Origin of the sequence: Klebsiella grimontii, assembly GCF_042137965.1 — a bacterium.
GTDB lineage: Bacteria > Pseudomonadota > Gammaproteobacteria > Enterobacterales > Enterobacteriaceae > Klebsiella > Klebsiella grimontii.
Genome location: NZ_CP169721.1, coordinates 4,494,550 through 4,515,310, shown reverse-complemented (window position 1 = coordinate 4,515,310; position 20,761 = coordinate 4,494,550). Strand labels below are relative to the sequence as shown.

Below are 20,761 nucleotides of genomic sequence, written 5' to 3'. Positions count from 1 at the left end.
TGTCATTTTTCTTGCGCATGCTCTCGCGAGGCGCCGTGGCCGATAAGGGAAAATAAACGATGGGTAAAACGCTGACCATTTTCGATCTGGATAATACGTTAATTAAGGGAGACAGCAGTACGCTGTGGAGCCGCTTTATGGTGCGCGAGGGCTGGGTAAACGATCCCGATTACCTGGCGCGGGAAGCGCGGCTGATGGAGGACTACGACCGCGGCGAAATGAATATCGCCGATTACGTGGCCCTGATCCAGGCGCCGCTGATTGGCGTGGCAAAGCGGGATGTGGACGCGCTGCTGGCGCGCTGCGTACGCGAAGAGGTTATGCCGCGTGTGTATCCGCAGGCGTGGGATTTGATTCGGACTTTACAGGCGAAAGGCGAGCAGATGCTGGTGATCTCGGCGTCGGTCAGCCTGCTGGTACAGGCAGTTGCGGCGGAGCTGGGCATCGAGCAGGCGCTGGGCATTGACGTCGTGATGGCCGACGGCGGCTATAGCGGCGTGATTGCCGGTACGCCGAGCTATCAGCAGGGGAAAGTCGTGCGCCTTGAGCTGTGGCTGGCGGCCCATCCCGACTATTCGGGTGAGATAACCTTCTACACCGATTCGATTAACGATCTGCCGCTGTGCCTGCGCGCCGATCGCGTACGGCTGGTCAATCCCTGCCCGCAGCTGGCGGCGGCGAACGCGCAGCACCGGTGGCCGGTGCTGGCGTGGCGGCTGTGATTTTCCCCCGGGTGGCGGCGTAAATGCCTTACCCGGGCTACTTTTTCGTGCAGTTTGGGTAGCCTGGACAGGCGCAATGCGCCGCCTCCGGGAATGTCGCGATATCAGGCCCCCCGGGGAAGCGCAGCGCGACCCGGGAAAAAACTAACCAGCTTTAAACAGCGGCACCGCGCTGCCGCCGATATAGCGGCGGCGCAGCCAGGCGGACAGCGTATCCATCGCCATCACCACCGCCACCAGCAGCAGGGTAATAAACATCACCACGTCCCAGTTCCACAGGCGCATATTTTCCGCATAAATCAGGCCGATGCCCCCCGCGCCGACAAAACCGAGTACCGCAGCGGAACGGGTATTCGATTCAATCTGATACAGGCTGAGCGCCAGAAACGTCGGAAAGGACTGGGTAAAAATGCTGAAGCGATGTTTCTGCAAACCGTTCGCCCCCACCGCCGTCAGGCCGCGTCCCGGCGAACGGTCAACCGCCTCATGCCCCTCGGCATACAGACGGCCCAGCAGCCCGGTATCCTGCATGATAATCGCCAGCACCCCGGCCAGCGGCCCGAGCCCAACGGCGCGGACAAAAATCAGCCCCCAGATAGCCATATCGATGCCGCGCAGCACGTCGAACAGGCGGCGCATCAGCAGGGCGATGAGCCCCGGAACAACGCCGCGCATAATGTTGCGCGCCGCGAGAAACGAGAGCAGCAGGGCGATGACCGTTGCGGTAAGCGTCCCGGCGAAAACAATCGCCAGGGTAATGGCGATTTGCGTGAAGTAATAGCGAAACGGCCAGTTGAAAAAGTCGTGCCAGACGAACATCCGCAGTAGATAGCGGCTGATTTGCTGCAGCCCGGCGGCGAGCTGCCCGCCGCTGATGCCGAACTGCATAAAGAACCAGACATAATAGAGCACGCTGGCCAGCGCCAGCAGGCCGACATAGCGCAGATAGCGCCCCTGGGCCTGATATAAATGCCGATGCTGGCGGCGGCTGGCGGCGATATCCGGTTGTTTTTGCCACTGATTCATTTTTTTCCCTCCAGAACCCACTGCCGCAGGCGGCCGGACAGCATATCCAGCAGCGATACCACGATAATAATCAGCAGCAGCGTGATGCTGACCTGATCGTAACGATCCAGTTTGATGTTGGTCATCAGCTCCTGGCCGATGCCGCCCGCGCCCACCAGCCCGAGGATCGTTGAGGAGCGGAAGTTAATTTCGAGCCGCATAAAGCCGTAGGAGAGAAAAATAGGTTTCACCTGCGGCCACAGGGCAAAGCGAATACGCTGCAGATGCGACGCGCCGCAGGCGGCCAGGCCGCGCACCGGTTTATCCTGGGCGCTCTCCACCGCTTCATAGAACAGCTTGGTCAGGCTGCCGATGGTGTGCAGCATCAATGCCAGAAAGCCCGGTATCGCCCCGATACCAAAAGCCATCACGAAAATGACCGCCCACGCCAGCTCCGGCATGGTGCGCAGAAAAGCCACCAGCACGCGGACGGCAACCCGCAGCGGGGCAGGGGACCAGGCGTTGCTGGCGGCAACGAACCCCAGCAGGGTGGCTATCGCCACCGCCACCAGCGTGGACGCCAGCGCCAGCTGCAGCGTCTCCCAGATCAGCGGCAGCTGTATCGGCAGACGATAGCCCCAGTAAGCCAGCGAACCTTTGGTATGCGAATCGGCAAACAGGTCGGCGACGCGCAGCGTCGGCAGCGTCTCAAACATGTAGTCGAAAAAGTTGGGCAGCGAGTGCCAGATAGTAAAGAGATTAAACTCGGCCATGCTGCCGGCGGCAAAATAGAGCGCCAGCAGCAGCAGGGATCCGCTCAAGGTATCGCGCTTTTGTCGCGAGCGGACCTGCTGGTAATAGCGTTCGAATTCGGTATGGGTGTTATTCATGCGTCGCGGTGTCTTCAACGAGTCGCCGCTGCCCGCGATAGCCCGCGGGCGGCGGCGTCAGGGGCGGGATTAACGCGCGCTAACCAGCTCGCGTTTCATATCGATGATCTGCTGAAAATCAGCCACGCTGCCCGGGCCGATATGCTGAGTACCGCCCATCGCCTTGATAAAGCAGGCGTGATCGTCAGTATCGAGCTTTTTAATCGCGGTAACGACTTTGGCCTTAAAGTCCGCCGGCAGGGCATTGCTGACGAGGATCGGACCGTTCGGGATCAGCGGCGATTGCCAGATAATGCGAATTTGCTTCATCAAATCCGGGTGATCCATGCGAATCAGGCGGTTAAAGGCGCCGACGCTGTAGCCGCTGTTATAGTCGCCGACCATGGAGGTCCAGGTCACCGCGCCGGCAAACTGGCCGTTCAGCACCCCCAGAATGTCCTGCTCGTGGCCGCCGGAGAAGGTCACGCTGGAGAAGAAGTTATTATATTTGTTATCCGAGGTGCCGCCGAACTGCTGTTTAAAGGCGTGGTTCGGAATTAAAAAGCCGGAAGTGGAGTCCGGGTCGGCGAAGCCAAAGGCTTTGCCCTTCAGATCTTCTAACTTTTTATACGGACTGTCGGCTTTGACAATCACCACCGAGTGGTAGCCGCGGGACTGGTCTTTATCATCTACGGCAATCCCGACAATATCGACGGCCTTAGGATTGTTAATATAAACCGAAGCGTACGACGACGGCGACATGCTTAATACGACGTCAACTTTTCCGCCCAGCAATCCCTGAATCACGCCGGAGTAGTCGGACGAGTTACGCAACTTCGTATCGACGTTGAGTTCTTTATCGAGAAACTGTTTAACGCACTGGTTATCACCAATTTGCTGCGTTGCGTTCTGACCGCCTAGGATGCCCAGATTTAATTCCTTCGGTTGTTCAGCAGCGCCTGCCTGCCACGCCATCATAATGCCTGCAACCGCTGCGGATAAACGAACTGCGCCAGTGATGTACTTTTTCATTATTTTGCCCGTGTGAGTGAAATTTAATGCAATTGGCTAATTTCATCGCCGTACAGCCGGTGCAGAATTTCCTGATTCAGCTGCGTGGGATGGTCGTCAAAAATAATCTGGCCTTTGGCCACGCCGATAACCCGCGTGCAATATTCACGCACCAGCTCCACCGAATGCAGGTTTACCATTACGCTGATGCCCTGTTCGCTAATTTCGCGCAGGACATTCATAATTCGCTGCGTATTTTTCGGGTCAAGAGACGCGACCGGTTCATCGGCCAGCAAAATACCGGGGTTTTGCATTAATGCCCGGCAAATGGCCACGCGCTGCATCTGGCCGCCGGAGAGGTTTTCCGCCCGCTGTAGCGCCTGCGGCAGCATATTCATCCACTCCAGCAGGGAGATCGCGCGGGCGCGGTCGGCGTCGGGGAAGACTTTGAATAAGGATTTCAGGGTGGAAGTCTGGCTCAGGCGCCCCAGCAGCACGTTGGTCAAAACGTCGAGGCGCGGGACCAGACAGAAATCCTGAAAGATCATGCCGCACCGGCTGCGCCAGGCGTTTAACGCGCGGCCTGACAGCTTTGATACGTCCTGCGGCGTCCCCACTTCTGGGAAGCTCAGGATCTCGCCGCCGCTGGCGCTATGGGTGCCGTTCAGAAGGTGCAGAAGCGTCGATTTACCGGCGCCGGAACGGCCAATCACGCCAACCAGTTCGCCCGCATGAAGATCGAAACTGATGCTATCCAGGACGGTTTGCTGCGCGTTCCAGGATTTGCTCAGGTTACGTACGCTCAGGACCTTGCGTTGCCGGTCGGTATAGGGGGGCGTAAACGGTTGAAACTCGGTTTCTGCAACCGCAGCCAGAGAACTGTTCATAAATGCGTCCAGGTTCGTCAGTCAACTGGGCACTATTAATGGTGTTTTATATGACTGCCGGATGACAGTAAGACGAAAAAATAGTGAACGGACGCAAGAGTTGGGGTAGTGGGTGGCGAAAAAGCCCGACAGGGCTCACACTTTTGTATCCACAAGCGGGAATTCGCGCAGGGTCTGCTACCTTTAATACGCTTTGGCAATGAGATTAATAATGATACGTATTTCCTCTGATAAAGATAAGGCGTTGTATGCGACATTAGCGGGGGAAATTTACCGCCTTGGGCGCAGAGGCATCATTCAGGATGTTCGTGCCAGGCTTCATGCTGAGTCGGTTTAACCGAATAGTTAATCTTTTCGTGCTTGATTACGATTGACCTCGATAAATTTTTAGTCGGCGACCAGGCCTTTTGTGCGGCGTGTAATTTCATTATTTACGCCAGTTAATGGAATTAACCACTGACTTTGTGTTGATTATTGGCATTATATTCTTATTTTTTGACTTTGTTTGACTTTTTTGCATTTTCGAATGAAACCCTCATTAAGAATAGTCTTAACTGATAATGGCTAAGATCCTGGAACATATAATATTCACTTAAGAATCCCCGTACGCAGTCACAATAACCCTATGAAAATAAATGCCTTTTGTTTTTAACTCAATATTCTTATTTTTATTGTTTTGGCTTAAATTGACCTGTTCGGTAATTAGCCCTCAGAGCACTTATTGACACACATAGCGAAAAATCCTAAATTTGATAACACAAGAAACAAGCAAGTCATTTAGCGTTCTTTGTCTCAAGCAATACTATTTTGAGTTTTGGGTTGAATATATTAAAGAGGGAATTTGCTGACTTAGACTTTGCAGGCCTGGGCTATCAGCAGTGTTGTGATACGTTCAAGATTTCCAGGACTATGGGGTTTAACTTTATATGGATTATAAATATTCTTTGGATCAGTGCATTTGGCCAGCGCATGACAGTTATTTTCTTAAAGGACTCGCTGAGCTAATTATTGATATCGATAACTTAATTTACCTGTCACTTGAAAAGGTACGCCGGGAATTTGTATTTATTAATCTTAGCGCCAGTTCGCTGAACTATTTTATCCGCCGCGATAATGAGTGGCTGGCTGAAATGAAAGGCAAACAAATTGTATTAATTGCCGCAAGGCGCTCGGAAGCGCTGGCCAATTACTGGTATTACAATGGCTCTATTCGTGGCGTGGTTTATGTCGACTTAACGAAAGATATTCGTCAGGAGCTGGCATACGTTATTAATGGTCGTTTTCTACGCAAAGATATAAAGAAAGACAAAATTACCAACAGGGAAATGAAGATAATTCGTATGACGGCGCAGGGAATGCATCCAAAATCTATCGCCAAAATTGAAAATTGTAGTGTGAAAACGGTTTATACCCATCGGCGAAATGCCGAGGCGAAACTGTATTCAAAGATATATAAGCTCGCGCTGTAATTAGTAATAGACGTTAATTTTAAAATTGTGCACCAGGTCGTAACCCCAAAATAATTTTCGCCGCAATAAACATTATGCGGCCTGAACTATGGCGGGAAATGCACACAGACGTGGGACATCAGGTCCCTTAATAAACTCAGGATGAAAAAGCTATGAAAAAAAAGGTTCTTGCAATTGCTCTGGTAACCGCGTTTGCCGGTATGGGTGTCGCTCAGGCAGCTGACGTTACTGCTCAGGCAGTCGCTACCTGGTCCGCAACCGCCAAAAAAGACACTACCAGCAAGCTGGTGGTGACTCCGCTGGGCAGCCTGGCTTTCCAGTATGCCGAAGGGATTAAAGGCTTTAACTCACAGAAAGGCCTGTTTGATGTGGCTATCGAAGGTGACGCCACCGCGACCGCATTCAAACTGACCTCTCGTCTGATCACCAACACCCTGACTCAGCTGGATACCTCTGGTTCCACCCTGAGCGTGGGCGTTGACTACAACGGCGCTGCGGTCGAAAAAACGGCTGACACCACCATGATCGACACCGCGGCGGGCATCCTGGGCGGCAACCTCAGCGCGCTGTCTAACGGCTATAACGTTGCGGGTCGTACTACCGCTCAGGACGGCTTCACGTTCTCCATCATCAGCGGCACGACCAATGGCTCTACGGCTGTCACTGACTACAGCGCCCTGCCGGAAGGTATCTGGAGCGGTGACGTCAGCGTACAGTTCGACGCGACCTGGACCAGCTGATCCTCTCGTAGCACCAGGCAGGGGGTATTCCCCCTGCCTTATTTCACGGACTGAATTCATATGAAAAAACACATTCTGGCCATCAGCCTGTTGCTCAGCACAATGACGCCAGCCCTGGCGCTGGATGTGGGCGATATCTCTTCATTTATGAACAGCGAAAGCAGCACGCTGAGTAAAGAGATCAAGAACACGACCGACAGCGGTCGCTTAATTAACATCCATATGGAACGCCTCTCTTCGCCGCTGGATGGCGGCAAGGTCATCCCGATGGATAAGCAGGACGAGATTTTACTGACCCCGGCCAGTCTGCTGCTGCCCGCGAAAGCCAGCGACGTGATCCGCTTTTTCTACAAAGGCCCGGCGGACGATAAAGAGCGCTATTACCGTATCGTCTGGTTCGATCAGGCGCTCAGCGATGCCCAGCGCAATGGCTCGACCCGCAGCGCGGTCGCCACGGCCTCGGCACGCATCGGCACTATCCTGGTGGTGGCGCCAAGAAAAGCAAACTTCCGCTATCAGTACGCCAACGGCACGCTGGTCAATACCGGTAACGCGACGTTGCGCATTCTTGCCTACGGCCCGTGTCTGAAGCCGGCTGACGGTAAAGAGTGCAAGGAAAATTACTTCCTGATGCCGGGTAAAGAGCGTCGCTTCACGCGCGTGAACGTTGCGGACAAAAAAGGACGGGTCGCGCTCTGGCAGGGCGAGCAGTTTGTTCCCGTGAAATAGACATTTCTTATGACGGATCAACATTATGGCTCAACCAGGGATCGCTCCAGGATTAAAAACACTCTTTGCCTCCGGCATGGTCATCTTGCTGGTTCCATTTAGCGTCACTGCCGCCTCCGACAAAGTACAGCAAATCGGCGGCGTGATTATCCCCCAGGCCTTCAGCCAGGCGCTGCAGGACGGAATGAGCATTCCTCTGTTTATTCACCTTAAAGGCAGCACCGGTACCCAGGACGATCAGCGGATCGGCAATGCCTTTATCTGGCTGGATAACGGCGTGTTGCGCGTACGGCAAATTCAGCTGGAAGAAAACGATAATAACGCCACCGTCAGCGAACAGACCCGCAAACAGCTCACCGCGCTGGCCAATGAAGCTTTCAGCAAAGAACTCAATATTAGCCTCACAGATGATGCGCAGCTACAGCTCAGCCTGCGCCAGCTGCTGCTGCAGCTGGTGGTGAAGAAGGAGGCGCTGGGTACGGTGCTGCGTTCGCGCAGCGAAGATATCGGCCAGTCCAGCGTCAACACCCTCAGCAGCACCCTGAACTATAACCTCGGGGTCTATAACAACCAGATGCGCAACGGCGGCAATAATACCTCCAGCTATCTGTCGTTGAACAACGTCACCGCGCTGCGCGAGCACCACCTGGTGCTCGACGGCTCGCTGTACGGTATTGGCTCCGGCAATCAGGACAGCGAAGTCTATAAAGCGATGTATGAGCGCGACTTTGCCGGTCACCGTTTTGCGGGCGGGATGCTGGATACCTGGAATCTACAGTCCCTTGGCCCGATGACCGCCGTTTCGGCGGGGAAGATCTACGGCGCTTCCTGGGGCAACCAGGCCAGTTCGACGGTATTCGATAACAGCCAGTCGGCCACGCCGGTGGTCGCCTTTTTACCCGCCGCCGGGGAGGTCCATCTGACCCGCGACGGGCGCCTGATGAGCGTGCAGAACTTTGCCATGGGTAACCACGAAGTGGACACCCGCGGCCTGCCGTATGGGATTTATGATGTCGATGTTGAAGTGATTGTGAACGGCCGGGTGGTCAGCAAGCGTACCCAGCGGGTCAATAAATTGTTCAGCCGCGGACGCGGCGCCGGCGCGCCGCTGGCCTGGCAGTTCTGGGGCGGCAGCTTCCATATGGACCGCTGGTCCGAAAGCGGTAAAAAGACGCTGCCGGCAAAAGACAGCTGGCTGGCGGGCGCCTCGGCCTCCGGGTCGCTCAGCACCTTAAGCTGGGCGGCGACCGGCTACGGCTATGACAACAATGCCGTTGCCGAGACGCGCCTGACGCTGCCGCTGACCGAATCCATTAGCGTGAATCTGCAGAATATGCTGGCCAGCGACAGCTCCTGGAGCAGCATCGGCAGCATCAGCGCCACGCTCCCCGGCGGCTTCAGCTCGGTATGGGTCAACCAGGAAAAAACGCAGATTGGCGACAGAATACGCCGCAGCAATGCCGATAACCGGGCTATCGGCGGCACGCTGAATCTCAATTCATTATGGTCAAAGCTGGGCACGTTCAGCATCAGCTATAATGACGACCGCCGCTATAACAGCCACTACTACACGGCGGACTACTATCAGACGCTTTATACCGGCTCGTGGGGATCGCTGGGCCTGCGCGCGGGCCTGCAGCGCTTTAATAACGGCGACAGCAGCGCCAGCACCGGGAAATATATTGCGCTCGACTTCTCGCTGCCGCTCGGCAACTGGTTCAGCGCCGGCATGACGCACCAGAACGGCTACACCATGGCCAACCTGTCGGCGCGTAAACAGTTTGATGAAGGCAGCATTCGCACCATCGGCGCCAACGTTTCACGGGCGATTTCCGGCGACACCGGCGATGACAAAACCCTCAGCGGCGGCGCGTATGCCCAGTTTGATACCCGCTACTCCACCGGTACGCTGAATGTGAATAGCGGCGTGGATGGCTATGTGAATACCAACCTGACTGCCAACGGCAGCGTGGGCTGGCAGGGGAAAAATATCGCCGCCAGCGGCCGCACCGACGGTAATGCCGGGGTGATTTTCAAAACCGGTCTTGAAGACGACGGCAAGCTGAGCGCTAAGGTGAACGGCCGTATTGTGCAGCTCTCCGGCAACCGTAATTACCTGCCGCTGTCGCCGTACAACCGCTATGAAGTGGAGCTGCAGAACAGCAAAAATTCGCTCGATAGCTACGACATCGTGACCGGGCGCAAGAGCCAACTGACCCTTTATCCGGGGAACGTGGCGGTGATTGAGCCGGAAGTGAAGCAGATGGTCACGGTCTCCGGGCGGATTCGCGCGGAAGACGGCACGCTGCTGGCCAACGCGCGGATTAATAACCACATCGGTCGTACCCGCACCGATGAGAACGGTGAGTTTGTGATGGACGTGGATAAAAAGTATCCCACCATCGATTTCAGTTACGGTAAAAACCAGAGCTGCGAAGTGGCGCTGGAGCTGAGCCAGGCGCGCGGCGCGGTGTGGGTGGGCGATGTGGTCTGCAGCGGCCTCTCCACTTATGCCCGCGTGCAGCAGACAGGAGAAGGTAATGAAAGCTAAATGGCTGGCATGTTTAGTCATGTTAACGGCGGCGCTGTGCGTGACGCGGGTCAACGCTGCGGTAAACAAAACCACCTGGCCCGATGCGGCGGCCATGCAGTTTGTTTTTGTGGAAAACAACTCGGACGATAACTTCTTCGTCACCCCCGGCGGCGCGCTGGACCCGCGGATGACCGGGGCTAACCGCTGGACCGGGCTGAAATATAACGGCTCGGGCACCATTTATCAGCAGAGCCTCGGCTATATCGACAATGGCTATAACACCGGCCTGTACGCTAACTGGTTCTTCGATATGTGGCTGGATAACTCGCCGGCTTCCCATCCTTTGACCGGCCTGCGCTGCATCAACTGGTATGCGGGCTGCGATATGGCGACCAGCCTGATCCAGCCGCAAACCAGCGATGCCAGCGGCTTCTACGGCGCAACGGTAACACCCGGCGGGCAAAAGTGGATGCACGGCATGATGTCCGACTCTTTCTACCAGTATCTGCAGCAGATGTCGGTGGGCAGCAGCTTCTCAATGACCATCAACTCCTGCATGACGTCGGTGAGCTATGACGCCAGCAGCGGCGCACGCTGCAAAGACCAGGCCTCAGGTTACTGGTACGTACGTAATGTCACCCATACTAAAGCGGCCAATCTGCGGTTAATTAATACCCATGCGCTGGCGGAAGTCTTTATCAACAGCGACGGGGTTCCGACGCTGGGTGAAGGCAACGCCGACTGCCGCACGCAGACGATTGGCACGCGTTCCGGTCTGAGCTGCAAAATGGTGAACTACAATTTGCAGCATAATGGCCTGAGTAATACCTCAATTCATATTTTCCCGGCGATCAGCAACTCGGCGCTGGCTTCCGCGGTGGGAAGCTACGATATGCAGTTCAGCCTCGACGGTAACTCATGGAAGCCAGTAAGCGGCATCGCTCAGTACTATACGTTTAACGAGATGAAATCATCAGATTCAGTGTATGTTTTCTTCTCAAGCAACTTTTTTAAGCAGATGGTGACGCTGGGCATCAGCGACGTGAACACTAAGGACCTGTTTAATTTCCGTTTCTATAACACCACCTCGCCGGAGTCAGGGTGGTATGAGTTTTCGACGTCCAACACGCTGATCATTAAACCGCGTGACTTCAGCATCAGCATTATTTCCGATGAGTATATCTCAACGCCGACGCGTGAGGGCTACGTGGGTAGCGGCGAACCGTCGCTGGACTTCGGCTATATTGTCACCACCAGCGGTAAGACCGCCGCCGATGAAGTGCTTATCAAAGTGAAGGGACCAACGCAGGCGATCGGCGGACGTTCATACTGTATTTTCACTTCACCGGACGGTACGTCGAGAGTGCCGTTCCCGGCGACCCTGGCGTTTACCACCCAGACCGGGGCTATCAAAACGTATGACGCCGGATGTGATGATACCTGGCATGATATGACCGATGCCCTGTGGTTAACCACGCCGTGGACGGATATTTCCGGCGACGTTGGGCAGATGGACAAAACGACGGTGAAGTTTTCCATTCCGATGGATAACCCGATATCGTTGCGCACGGTGGAAGATAACGGCTGGTTTGGTGAAGTGAGTGCTTCAGGAGAAATTCATGTTCAGGCGACGTGGCGTAACATTAACTAATTTGCTGCGGATGCTTATCTGCCTGCTGTCGCTCGGACTGGCGACCGCGGCGCAGGCCATCTCGGTCGGTAATTTAACTTTCTCGATGGCGGCGGAAGATGATTTTGCGTCTAAACGGGTGATTAATAACAATAAAATCGCCAGATTGTATCGGGTCTCTATTGTCGCTATCGACCGCCCCGGCGGCAAAGAGGTGCGCTCCCGTCCGGCGGACGGCGAGCTGTTGTTTGCCCCGCGCCAGCTCACCCTTCAGGCGGGGGAGAGCGAATATTTTAAGTTTTACTACCACGGCCCGAAAGATAACCGTGAGCGCTATTACCGGGTGTCGTTCCGTGAAATACCCACCCGCAATTACGTGATGCGTAATCAAAGCGGGACGGAAGTGAGTATGGATCCGGTGGTAGTGATGGACACAATTCTCGTTGTTCGCCCGCGCGAGGTGCAGTTCAAGTGGGCCTACGATCGTGCGGCGGGTACCGTCAGCAATACCGGGAATACCTGGTTTAAGCTGCTGATCAAGCCCGGGTGTGATACGACGGAAGAGGAAGGAGACGCATGGTATTTACGGCCCGGGGACGTTGTTCGCCAGGCTTCGCTGCGCCAACCAGGGAACCACTACATAATCTATAACGATAAATTTATTAAGATGACCAAAGACTGCCCGGTGAAGTAACCGGGCAGCTTTTTTCGCACTTCGTCGCTAAGCCGCACGACCGGCATAGCGACGGTTCGCCAGCAGGCTCAGGCCGCAGCACAGTAGATAATAAACCGCGCCGGTAAAGACAAATATCGCCAGCGGGTATATCTGCACTCGGTTATTGACCTGGCCGGCAACGGTGGTCAATTCCGGTACGTTGACGATAAACGCCAGCGACGTGTCTTTGAGCAGGCCGATCAATATACCTACCAGCGAGGGCTGAACGTTACGCAGGGCCTGCGGCAGCAGGATCAGGCGCAGCGTCTGTCCGGGGGTAAAACCCTGGGTCAGCGCCGCTTCGTATTGCCCGCCGGGAAGCGATTGCAGGCCCGCCAGCACCGAATGCATCACCGACGCGGCGGTAAACCACGCCAGCGCCACCGTGACGGTGACCGCGCCCGGCAGATCGCTGCCGGTGAGCATGGGCAGCAGATACCACAGCCAGAAAATCACGAAGATCAGCGGGATGCCGCGAATAACCTCCGCCCACAGGAAGAGCAGCCGCCGCACGATCCCGTCGTAGCGCCAGGCGATCCCCGCCAGCAGGACCCCGCCCGGCAAAGCCAGCGCGGCGGCGCCGATCGCCATCAGCAGCGTCAGCACCACGCCGCCGGGAATACCGTCCGCCAGCCGTCCCCACAGCAGATAATCGAGGTTATCAACGATCACCGCCAGATTAGCGTTCATACCCGGCTCTCCTTTGCTGATTTCTTCCCGGGCCGAGACGCGTCAGCGCCACGCCCATCACCACCCCAAGCGCCAGATACAGCGCGGTGCCGACGGCAAACGCCTCCAGCGCATGCGCGTTGTAGCTCTCGATTTGCCGTACCTGATAGGTGAGTTCGGCGAAGCCGATGCCGCTCGCCAGCGAAGAGAGCTTCATCAGATTCAGATACTGGCCGATAATCGGCTGCCAGGCGTTTGCCAGCCCCTGCGGCAGCAGAATGTGGCGCAGTTCCTGCCAGGGGGTAAACCCCTGCGACAGCGCCGCTTCCCGCTGACCGTGGCTAACGGCGCGCAGCCCGGAGGCGATCTCTTCGATCAGAAACGCCGAAGTAAAGACCCCAAGCCCCCACATGGAGCAGAGAAACTCCGGCGTCAGCCACCAGACGTTGCCCGGCAGAATCGACCAGCTGTGGTCGTCGTTAATAAAATCGCGCGCCCCCAGCGGCAGCAGATTCCAGGCGGCAAAATACCAGAACAGCAGCTGCACCAGCAGCGGCGTATTGCGGAACAGCGATACCCAGGCCGCCACCAGCCAGCGTCCGGGCCGGCCGCCGCCGAGACGCAGCGCCAGCAGCAGGATAGCCAGCACGGTCGCCAGAATCATCCCGGCGACGCTCACCCAGACGGTGGTGAGAAAGCCGGAGATTATCCACTGTAGCGGCTGCCCGCTCAGCACGCCATGCCAGTCAAGATGCGGGATCACGCCTCACTCTCCTGGTGCAGCGGGTCGAGCACCTTCTGCAGGAAACGGCGGGTGCGGGCGTGCTGCGGTCGGGCGAAAAACTCGGCCGGCGGCGCGACTTCGAGAATATCGCCGCCGTCGATAAACACCACCCGATCGGCAATTTCGCGGGCGAACTGCATTTCGTGGGTCACGACCACCATGGTGATCCCGCTGTGGGCGAGGGTTTTCATCACCTGCAGCACTTCGCCGATCATCTCTGGGTCCAGCGCCGACGTAGGTTCATCAAACAGAATAATCTGCGGCGAGGAGGCGAGGGCGCGGGCGATCGCCACCCGCTGCTGCTGGCCGCCGGAGAGCTGGGCGGGCATCTGCCCGGCTTTATCCGCGAGGCCAACCTGGCTGAGCAGCGCCAGCGAGCGCTCGCGGGCGGCGCTTTTGCCCCAGCCGTGGACGCGTTCCAGCGCGAGGGTGATATTCTCCTGCGCCGTCAGGTGGGCGTAGAGATTAAACTGCTGAAAGACGAAGCCGACCCGGCTGCGCAGCTGGCGCAGGGCGCTGCCGGTAAGCTGGTGCGTCGGTTTACCGTCGATCAAAATCTCGCCGCCACTGAGGGACTCCAGCTGGTTGATCAGGCGGATCAGGGTGGATTTGCCCGATCCCGAAGGGCCGAGGATCGCCACCACTTCGCCGGGTTCAACCTGTAAATTTACGCCGTTCAGCACCCGATGATCGCCGTAGCTTTTGGCGACATCGCGGAACTCAATGCTGGCGCGCTGCAGATGCGAAAAATCCGCGGACGATGCCGCGGAGCGTGAAAATAGAGCCGATAACATAATCTTTTTCTGCTTATTTAGCTTCGATAGTAAAGGCGCGCGGCTGCGGGGTTTTGGTGCTCGGGCCAAACCAGACGTCGTAAATTTTTGCCGCTTCACCGGATTTTTCCAGCTTGACCAGCTCGTCATTTACCGCTTTCAGCAGGGTCGGTTCGCCTTTCTTCACGCCGACGCCAATCTCTTCTTTACTCAGCAGGTCGGGGATGATTTTGAAGTTGGCCTTGTCGGGCGCTTCCGCCAGCAGTCCGGCGAGGATGGTGCTGTCCTGGGTAATGGCCTGCACGTTGCCGTTGCGCAGGGCGGTCAGCGCCAGCGGAATGTCGTCATAAGAGAGTACGCGCGATTGCGGGAAACGCTGATGCAGCGCCTGTTCGCCGGTAGTGCCTTTTACCGCGCCGATGCGCGCTTTGCTGTAATCATCAAGCTTATCCGGGGATTTCGCCGGGACGAGGAACTGCTGGCCGGTCACGAAGTAAGGCGTTGAGAAATCAATCACCTGGGCGCGCTCCGGGGTGATGGTGATATCGGCGACGATCAGGTCGGCCTTACCGGACTGCAGCAGCGGAATACGGTTGGCCGGGTTGGTGGCGACCAGCTCCAGCTTAACGCCGAGAGATTTCGCCAGCGCTTCGGCGAAGTCCACGTCGTAGCCGACGATTTTATGCGTTTTTGGGTCTACCGAGCCGAACGGCGGGTTGGCGTCGAAGGTGGCGACTTTGACCACCCCGGCGGCTTTGATATCGGCTAATTGATCGGCCTGAGCCTGCGCGGCGAGCACCAGCATGCCCAGCGCCAGCGCGATTTTTGTTTTTGCAATGCGCATAGTTTTCCCCTGAATCCCTGTTTTGTTTTGTGTTTATCACGCTCCCACAAATCGCCCGTCGGCGGCAAAGAAGAAAAAGTTCTTATCTATAACGAAAAAGAACTTAACAAATCTGTGGATATTGTTTACCCGCATGGGGCTACCAGACTGGAGAAAAGTAGCCCGGACAGGTGCGCAGCACCGCCTCCGGGAAGATCCTCTCCCCCTTAATATGCATCCCACAGAATTACAAATCCGGAATTGATATTTCCCGCCCGCCGTCAACTGTGGTTGAAATAGACCCAGACAAAAACGCTTCCCGACGGAGGAGAAAAATGAAAGTGGCGCTGTGGCAACGCATAACGGGCTGGCTGGCTTCTTTATCTGGATCTGGCGGAGAAGCCGGGCAGCAGGATACCCAACGCATTATGGAGGCGATATTACCGGTCGCCAGTCTCTACGGAATTGAGCTTGGCAACGTAGAAACAAGGTGGTTTCGCCATGATAAAACATACTGAGCGGCGCAGGACGCGTGAAGCCTACTGGAACGAGGTGTGCTTTGTGTAGCGCGAGGCTGTTTGCGGTTGCGGCGACGCAGGAAGCGATGCCGCAGCCCTGAACAGCTTTATCCCCCAAGATACATCCGCTTAATCTCCGGATTCGCCAGCACCTCCGCCGCCGGGCCAGAGAGCATAATCTTCCCATTCTCCAGCACATAGGCGCGATCGGCGATGGTCAACGCCGCCGTGGCGTTTTGCTCCACCAGCAGCACGGTAATATTCTCCTCCCGCAGCTGCTTAATCGTTGCGAACAGCTCACCGACAATTTTCGGCGCCAGCCCGAGGCTTGGCTCATCGAGCATCAGCAGTACCGGCTCGCTCATCAACGCTCTGGCGATCGCCAGCATCTGCTGCTCGCCGCCGCTCATGGTCCCCGCCATCTGGGTACGCCGCTCTTTCAGCCGGGGAAACAGACTGTACATGCGATCGCGCAGGCGGGGAAAGCCGGCGAGGTTGTTGTAGGCCCCCATGCGCAGGTTTTCTTCGATGGTCAGGTTGGTGAAGATGCGTCGCCCCTCGGGCACCAGCGCCAGCCCCTTACGCACAATCTGATGCGTCTGGCTGCGGGAAATATCCTCGTTGAGAAAATTGACCCGCCCGGTGGAACGCACCAGGTTGACGATCCCGTTGAGGGTGGAGGTTTTCCCCGCGCCGTTACTGCCGATAAGGGTCACAATCTCCCGGTCGTGAATATCAATGTCCACCCCTTTCAGCCCCTGAATCACGCCGTAAAACACTTTTAACTCGCGCGCGCTAAGCATAACGAACGTCCCCCAGGTAGGCGGAAATCACGTCCGGATCCTGAATGGCTTCGGACATCAGGCCGCTGAACAGCGGTTTGCCGTACTCCAGCACCATCACCCGCTCGCACAGCTTGTTGACGAACGGCATATCGTGCTCGATCAGCAGCACGCTGAGCCGGTAGTCGTTGCGCATGCGGAAGATCAGATCCGCCAGATCTTCCGTTTCTTTCGGGTTCATTCCGGCGGCGGGTTCGTCGAGCAGCAGTAATTTTGGCGACGTCGCCAGCGCGCGGGCGATCTCCACCTTGCGCTGGTTGCCGTAGCTGAGGTTGGTGGCCTGCACGTCGGCGAAATGGGCGATGCCGATATCGTCCAGAATCGCCATCGCTTTGGCCTTTGCCGCCCGCTCGGCGGGGAAGTAGCGGCCAATATGCAGCGCCGCTTCCAGCAGCGAATAGCGGCTGGCGCTGTCGAGGCCGACCATCACGTTTTCTAATACCGTCATCGAGTTAAACAGGCGGATATTCTGAAAGGTGCGGGCGATCCCGGCGTTGACCACCCGGTTCGGCTTCAGCCCTTTTAGCGATTTTCCCGCCAGGGTCACGCTGCCGCTGGTCGGTTTATAGTTGGCGGTAATCACGTTAAACATCGTGGTTTTGCCCGCGCCGTTAGGGCCAATCAGGCCAAAAATTTCCGCCTCGTCGACGTGGAAACTGACGCTGTCGATGGCCCGCAGGCCGCCGAACTGCATGGTCACGTCCTGTACCTCTAAAATGACCTTATTTTGCGCCATAGCCGCGGCCCCTTTTGCCCACTTGCCAAATCTCTTTTTTGCCCAGCAGACCTTCGCGGGCGAACAGCATGATGATCAGCAGCAGCAGCGAGAACACCACCATTCGCAGCCCCGGATACGCGCCCAGATCGTGACCGAAGAACTGGAGCGGCTGGTCGAGAAAGCGCAGCCACTCGCCGCTGCCGACCACCAGCACGGTGCCGAGCAGCGCGCCGGTAGTGCTGCCCAGGCCGCCGAGCACGATAATAATCAGCAGCTGGAAGGTGAGCATAAAGTCGAACAGGCCCGGCGAGATGGTGGTCAGCAGCGAGGCCAGCAGGCCGCCGCCGATCCCTTCGAAGAAGGCGCTGGTGGCGAAGGCGCAGGTTTTAATGCGAAACGTGTTCACCCCCATGGCGATAGCGGCGTCTTCGTCGTCGCGCACCGCCTTCATCATTCGCCCGTACTTCGACCACACCAGCTGCAGAATCATCCCGGTCGCCAGCAGGGCGAACAGTCCGCACCAGAACAGCAGGTGCGGCTGCTGCGGGATGTCGTTGAGGCCAATCGCGCCGTTGGTGATCTGCGGGTTGTTGATAGCGAGGATTTTAATGATAAAGCCGAAGCCGAGGGTCACAATCGCCAGGTAGTCGCCGCGCACGCGGAAGACCGGCAGGGCCAGGCACACCGCCAGCGCCGCCGCGCACAGGCCGCTAATCAGCAAGGCGGGCAGGAAACCGGCGTGCAGCACGAGGATCCACGGGCTGGGCGCGGCCATCTCAAACATATCCAGCTTGCTGTCGCTGGAGAGGATCAGCAGGGCGGTGACGTAAGCGCCGACCGCCACAAAGCCGTTGGGCTCCAGCGACAGCTGTCCGGTCACGCCGTTGATCAGGTTGTAGCTGACCGCGAGGATCATAAAGACAAAAATAGTGCTGATGACGCGAATAATGTAGTCGTTGAAGACGACGTTGATCCCGGCCAGCAGCGCGACGCAGAGAACAATAATGACCAGGTTGCGCAGCTGCGCCCCGGCGGTAGTCGTAGCGTTGAGCATCAGAAACGGCTCCTTTCCAGACGTTCATCGCCCATAATGCCAACCGGGCGGAACAAGAGGACCAGAATCAAGAACATAAAGGCAAAGGCGTCTTTGTAGCCGCCCAGCTCGGGAAAGAGGGCAACCGCCACCACTTCGGTAAAGCCGAGAATAAAGCCGCCGAGTACCGCGCCGGTGACGCTGCCGATCCCGCCGAGTACCGCGGCGGCGAACGCCTTCAGGCCAATCAGTACCCCCATCAGCGGGTCGATGGTGGGGTAGCTGATGGAGTAGAACACCCCGCCCAGCGCCGCGAGGCTGCTGCCGAGGGCGAACACCAGTGAGATAATGCGGTTGGCGTCGATGCCCATCAGGCGCACGGTATTGACGTCGAAGGCCACCGCGCGGATCGCCATCCCGTAGCGGGTACGGTACAGCAGCCAGAGGATCGCCAGCAGCAGCAGGACGGTAATCAGCGGCACGATCCACGCCACGTTGGTGATAATCACGTCGCCAAAGGCGCGGGTGTTATTGAAAAAGTCCGGTGCGGAAAAGAAGCGCGAGCTGCCGCCAAACAGCACGTTGAACAGGTTTTCGAGGAAGAAGCTGACGCCGATGGCGGTGATCAGCATTGAGATTTTGGAGGCCTGGCGCAGCGGGCGATAGGCTACCCGGTCGATCAGCATCCCGAACAGACCGCACAGCGCGAGGGTCAGGAAAACGGCTACCCCGAAGGGTAGCCCAATGGAAGAAAACAAAAACAGGGTGGTAAACGCCCCGACCATCATCACGTCCGCATGGGCGAAGTTGATCAGGCGCAGCACCCCATAAACCATCGTATAACCGATGGCAATCAGGGCGTACATGCCCCCAAGGCTCATTCCATTGACCACTTGCTGGAGAAAAATGGCACCATCCATCTGATATCCCTTATAAAACCTTAAGGATTAACCACGGTACGAAACGCCAGCTTGCCATCCTTCACTTCGTTGATGACCGCGCTGCGGATAGCGTCGCCGTTTTGTAACGTCAGCGTGCCGGTCACGCCCTGGAAGTCCTTAGTGGCGCGAATTTTTTCGTTAACGCAAACCCGGTCGTGCGGGTCGCTGCACTGGTTCATGGCGTTGATAATGACGTTATAAGCGTCCGCCGCCATTGCGCCCCAGGTATGGGTCGGCTGCTGGTATTTGGCTTCCCAGGCTTTGATAAACACCTCGCCCGCCGGCGTTTGCTCTTTGGCGTTCGGCGAGTAGTAGTCGGTGGTCATATAGCCGTTGACCGCGTCTTTACCAACGTCAAAAAAGACCTGATCCGCCGCCAGTCCGTCGCCGCCGACCACCGGTTTGCTCAGCCCCAGCTGTTTAGCCTGTACGGCGATGAGCGCCCCTTCGGTGTAGTAAATCGGCATATAAATCATGTCGACGTTCTTCGCCTTCACGCTGGCCAACTGGGCCTTAAAGTCTTTGCTGCCGCCAGGGGCCTGAACTTCGATAGGTATGGTGCCGCCGTTTTTCAGGAACTGCGTGCGGAAGGCCTTCGCCAGGCCGACGGAGTAGTCGTTGCTGCTGTCGAAGACGATGGCGGCGGTTTTGGCCTTCAGATCGCGCGAGGCGAGGTTAGCGCCGACCACGCCCTGGAAGCTGTCGGAGAAGCAGACCCGGCTGACGTAAGGATGGTTGCGGGTGACGCGGTCGTTGGTGGCGGTTGAGGAGACCAGCGGCGTTTTGCTGTCGTCGGCGATTTTGGTCATCGCCAGGGTATTGGAGGAGGTGACTTCGCCGATCACCGCGTCGACTTTATCGCTGGAGACCAGGCGCTGCATGGCGTTAGCGGCTTCGACCTTGTCGCTCTTATCGTCAATCACGATAAGCTTCACGGTGTCGCCGTTTTTTAACGTCGGCGTAATGCTCTGGATAATATCCAGCCCTTTTTGCGAAGGCTGACCGTAGCCGCTCAGCGCGCCGCTCAGCGGCAATACCACGCCGATTTTAATTTCAGCCGCCTGCGCGCTGCTGGCACCGACCCACGCGGCAACCAGCGTGGCCATTAAAGACGCTTTCCCGGAAAACTTGTTCATTGCTACCTCACCGTCGGTCGATTATTTATCTTTAACCATCAATGACTGCATAACATTGAAAAATAATTCGCCAGCGTACTCGGCGAATTATTGGCTGTTATGTTGAATAGATAACGAGATATATTTAATGCGCAGAATTACCTTACAACGTCCGTTTCATTTTTACTCATGCAATATTCTTATTACCTGCAGGAAAGGGCATAAGGCTGATGAC

Annotated in this window: 22 protein-coding genes; 9 read left to right on the top strand and 13 right to left on the bottom strand. The window is 56.8% G+C overall.

Features of this window, described 5'->3' with window-relative positions; translation table 11 throughout:
- Window positions 1-59 precede the first annotated feature (59 nt).
- Window positions 60-722, top strand: a complete 663-nt coding sequence (locus ACE3MN_RS21195; protein WP_004132522.1) for an HAD family hydrolase — start codon at window positions 60-62, stop codon at window positions 720-722.
- A 144-nt stretch (window positions 723-866) separates the two neighbouring features.
- Here ACE3MN_RS21195 and phnE (ACE3MN_RS21190) read toward each other — a convergent pair whose 3' ends face one another.
- The 4 genes from phnE (ACE3MN_RS21190) to phnC all read right to left on the bottom strand — a co-directional run bounded on the left by phnE (ACE3MN_RS21190) (window position 867) and on the right by phnC (window position 4,494).
- A complete protein-coding gene (gene phnE, locus ACE3MN_RS21190) occupies window positions 867-1,748 on the bottom strand; it encodes a phosphonate ABC transporter, permease protein PhnE (RefSeq protein ID WP_004132520.1) in 882 nt (293 codons plus the stop codon).
- Window positions 1,745-2,617, bottom strand: a complete 873-nt coding sequence (phnE, locus tag ACE3MN_RS21185; RefSeq protein ID WP_004132516.1) for a phosphonate ABC transporter, permease protein PhnE — start codon at window positions 2,615-2,617, stop codon at window positions 1,745-1,747. The genes phnE (ACE3MN_RS21190) and phnE (ACE3MN_RS21185) overlap by 4 nt, the downstream gene beginning before the upstream one ends.
- A gap of 69 nt (window positions 2,618-2,686) precedes the next feature.
- Window positions 2,687-3,628 carry a phosphonate ABC transporter substrate-binding protein gene (phnD, locus tag ACE3MN_RS21180; protein ID WP_029669800.1) on the bottom strand — a complete coding sequence of 314 codons (942 nt, stop codon included), beginning with the start codon at window positions 3,626-3,628 and terminating at the stop codon, window positions 2,687-2,689.
- Window positions 3,629-3,651: 23 nt separating this feature from the next.
- The gene (gene phnC / locus ACE3MN_RS21175; RefSeq protein WP_024359099.1) at window positions 3,652-4,494 is read right to left on the bottom strand and encodes a phosphonate ABC transporter ATP-binding protein; all 843 of its coding nucleotides are present in this window, start codon (window positions 4,492-4,494) and stop codon (window positions 3,652-3,654) included.
- 926 nt (window positions 4,495-5,420) lie between these two features.
- Here phnC and ACE3MN_RS21170 point away from each other — a divergent pair.
- The 6 genes from ACE3MN_RS21170 (at window position 5,421) to ACE3MN_RS21145 (ending at window position 12,289) form a co-directional block, all read left to right on the top strand.
- The gene (locus tag ACE3MN_RS21170) at window positions 5,421-5,963 is read left to right on the top strand and encodes a helix-turn-helix transcriptional regulator (RefSeq protein WP_004133765.1); all 543 of its coding nucleotides are present in this window, start codon (window positions 5,421-5,423) and stop codon (window positions 5,961-5,963) included.
- A 152-nt stretch (window positions 5,964-6,115) separates the two neighbouring features.
- Window positions 6,116-6,703, top strand: a complete 588-nt coding sequence (locus ACE3MN_RS21165; protein ID WP_004133763.1) for a common pilus major fimbrillin subunit EcpA — start codon at window positions 6,116-6,118, stop codon at window positions 6,701-6,703.
- 60 nt (window positions 6,704-6,763) lie between these two features.
- Complete coding sequence (locus ACE3MN_RS21160) at window positions 6,764-7,432, top strand: hypothetical protein (protein WP_004133761.1); 669 nt, start codon at window positions 6,764-6,766, stop codon at window positions 7,430-7,432.
- 25 nt (window positions 7,433-7,457) lie between these two features.
- Window positions 7,458-9,983, top strand: a complete 2,526-nt coding sequence (locus tag ACE3MN_RS21155; RefSeq protein ID WP_024359098.1) for a fimbrial biogenesis outer membrane usher protein — start codon at window positions 7,458-7,460, stop codon at window positions 9,981-9,983.
- Window positions 9,984-10,002: 19 nt separating this feature from the next.
- A complete protein-coding gene (locus ACE3MN_RS21150; RefSeq protein WP_224232991.1) occupies window positions 10,003-11,616 on the top strand; it encodes a hypothetical protein in 1,614 nt (537 codons plus the stop codon).
- A complete protein-coding gene (locus tag ACE3MN_RS21145; RefSeq protein WP_375364165.1) occupies window positions 11,585-12,289 on the top strand; it encodes a fimbria/pilus periplasmic chaperone in 705 nt (234 codons plus the stop codon). The genes ACE3MN_RS21150 and ACE3MN_RS21145 overlap by 32 nt, the downstream gene beginning before the upstream one ends.
- Window positions 12,290-12,316: 27 nt before the next feature.
- Here the strand turns inward: ACE3MN_RS21145 and ACE3MN_RS21140 are convergent, their stop codons facing one another.
- Genes ACE3MN_RS21140 through ACE3MN_RS21125 form a run of 4 tightly spaced genes read right to left on the bottom strand, consistent with a single transcriptional unit; the run spans window position 12,317 to window position 15,380 of the window.
- The gene (locus ACE3MN_RS21140) at window positions 12,317-13,000 is read right to left on the bottom strand and encodes an amino acid ABC transporter permease (RefSeq protein ID WP_049087351.1); all 684 of its coding nucleotides are present in this window, start codon (window positions 12,998-13,000) and stop codon (window positions 12,317-12,319) included.
- Window positions 12,990-13,742, bottom strand: a complete 753-nt coding sequence (locus ACE3MN_RS21135) for an amino acid ABC transporter permease (protein WP_004133751.1) — start codon at window positions 13,740-13,742, stop codon at window positions 12,990-12,992. The genes ACE3MN_RS21140 and ACE3MN_RS21135 overlap by 11 nt, the downstream gene beginning before the upstream one ends.
- A complete protein-coding gene (locus ACE3MN_RS21130; protein WP_049130850.1) occupies window positions 13,739-14,557 on the bottom strand; it encodes an amino acid ABC transporter ATP-binding protein in 819 nt (272 codons plus the stop codon). The genes ACE3MN_RS21135 and ACE3MN_RS21130 overlap by 4 nt, the downstream gene beginning before the upstream one ends.
- Window positions 14,558-14,570: 13 nt before the next feature.
- The gene (locus ACE3MN_RS21125) at window positions 14,571-15,380 is read right to left on the bottom strand and encodes an ABC transporter substrate-binding protein (RefSeq protein WP_004133747.1); all 810 of its coding nucleotides are present in this window, start codon (window positions 15,378-15,380) and stop codon (window positions 14,571-14,573) included.
- Between the two features lie 314 nt (window positions 15,381-15,694).
- On the opposite strand from ACE3MN_RS21125, the gene ACE3MN_RS21120 reads away from it, so the two are divergent.
- The gene (locus tag ACE3MN_RS21120) at window positions 15,695-15,877 is read left to right on the top strand and encodes a hypothetical protein (RefSeq protein ID WP_004129481.1); all 183 of its coding nucleotides are present in this window, start codon (window positions 15,695-15,697) and stop codon (window positions 15,875-15,877) included.
- 107 nt (window positions 15,878-15,984) lie between these two features.
- Here the strand turns inward: ACE3MN_RS21120 and ACE3MN_RS21115 are convergent, their stop codons facing one another.
- The 5 genes from ACE3MN_RS21115 to ACE3MN_RS21095 are packed head-to-tail and all read right to left on the bottom strand — an operon-like array spanning window position 15,985 to window position 20,517.
- Window positions 15,985-16,680 (bottom strand): ABC transporter ATP-binding protein, encoded by a 696-nt coding sequence (locus ACE3MN_RS21115; RefSeq protein WP_004129484.1) that lies wholly within the window; start codon window positions 16,678-16,680, stop codon window positions 15,985-15,987.
- A complete protein-coding gene (locus ACE3MN_RS21110; protein ID WP_024359093.1) occupies window positions 16,673-17,455 on the bottom strand; it encodes an ABC transporter ATP-binding protein in 783 nt (260 codons plus the stop codon). Before ACE3MN_RS21110 ends, ACE3MN_RS21115 begins: the two co-directional genes overlap by 8 nt.
- A complete protein-coding gene (locus ACE3MN_RS21105; RefSeq protein ID WP_004133743.1) occupies window positions 17,442-18,491 on the bottom strand; it encodes a branched-chain amino acid ABC transporter permease in 1,050 nt (349 codons plus the stop codon). Before ACE3MN_RS21105 ends, ACE3MN_RS21110 begins: the two co-directional genes overlap by 14 nt.
- Window positions 18,491-19,390, bottom strand: coding sequence for a branched-chain amino acid ABC transporter permease (locus ACE3MN_RS21100; RefSeq protein ID WP_004129493.1), 900 nt, complete (start codon window positions 19,388-19,390; stop codon window positions 18,491-18,493). Before ACE3MN_RS21100 ends, ACE3MN_RS21105 begins: the two co-directional genes overlap by 1 nt.
- A gap of 20 nt (window positions 19,391-19,410) precedes the next feature.
- A complete protein-coding gene (locus ACE3MN_RS21095; RefSeq protein ID WP_024359092.1) occupies window positions 19,411-20,517 on the bottom strand; it encodes an ABC transporter substrate-binding protein in 1,107 nt (368 codons plus the stop codon).
- Between ACE3MN_RS21095 and ACE3MN_RS21090 the strand changes: the two genes are divergently transcribed.
- On the top strand, window positions 20,510-20,653 hold the full coding sequence (locus ACE3MN_RS21090; protein ID WP_165909802.1) for a hypothetical protein: 144 nt from the start codon (window positions 20,510-20,512) through the stop codon (window positions 20,651-20,653). The genes ACE3MN_RS21095 and ACE3MN_RS21090 overlap by 8 nt on opposite strands.
- The last annotated feature ends 108 nt before the right edge of the window (window positions 20,654-20,761 follow it).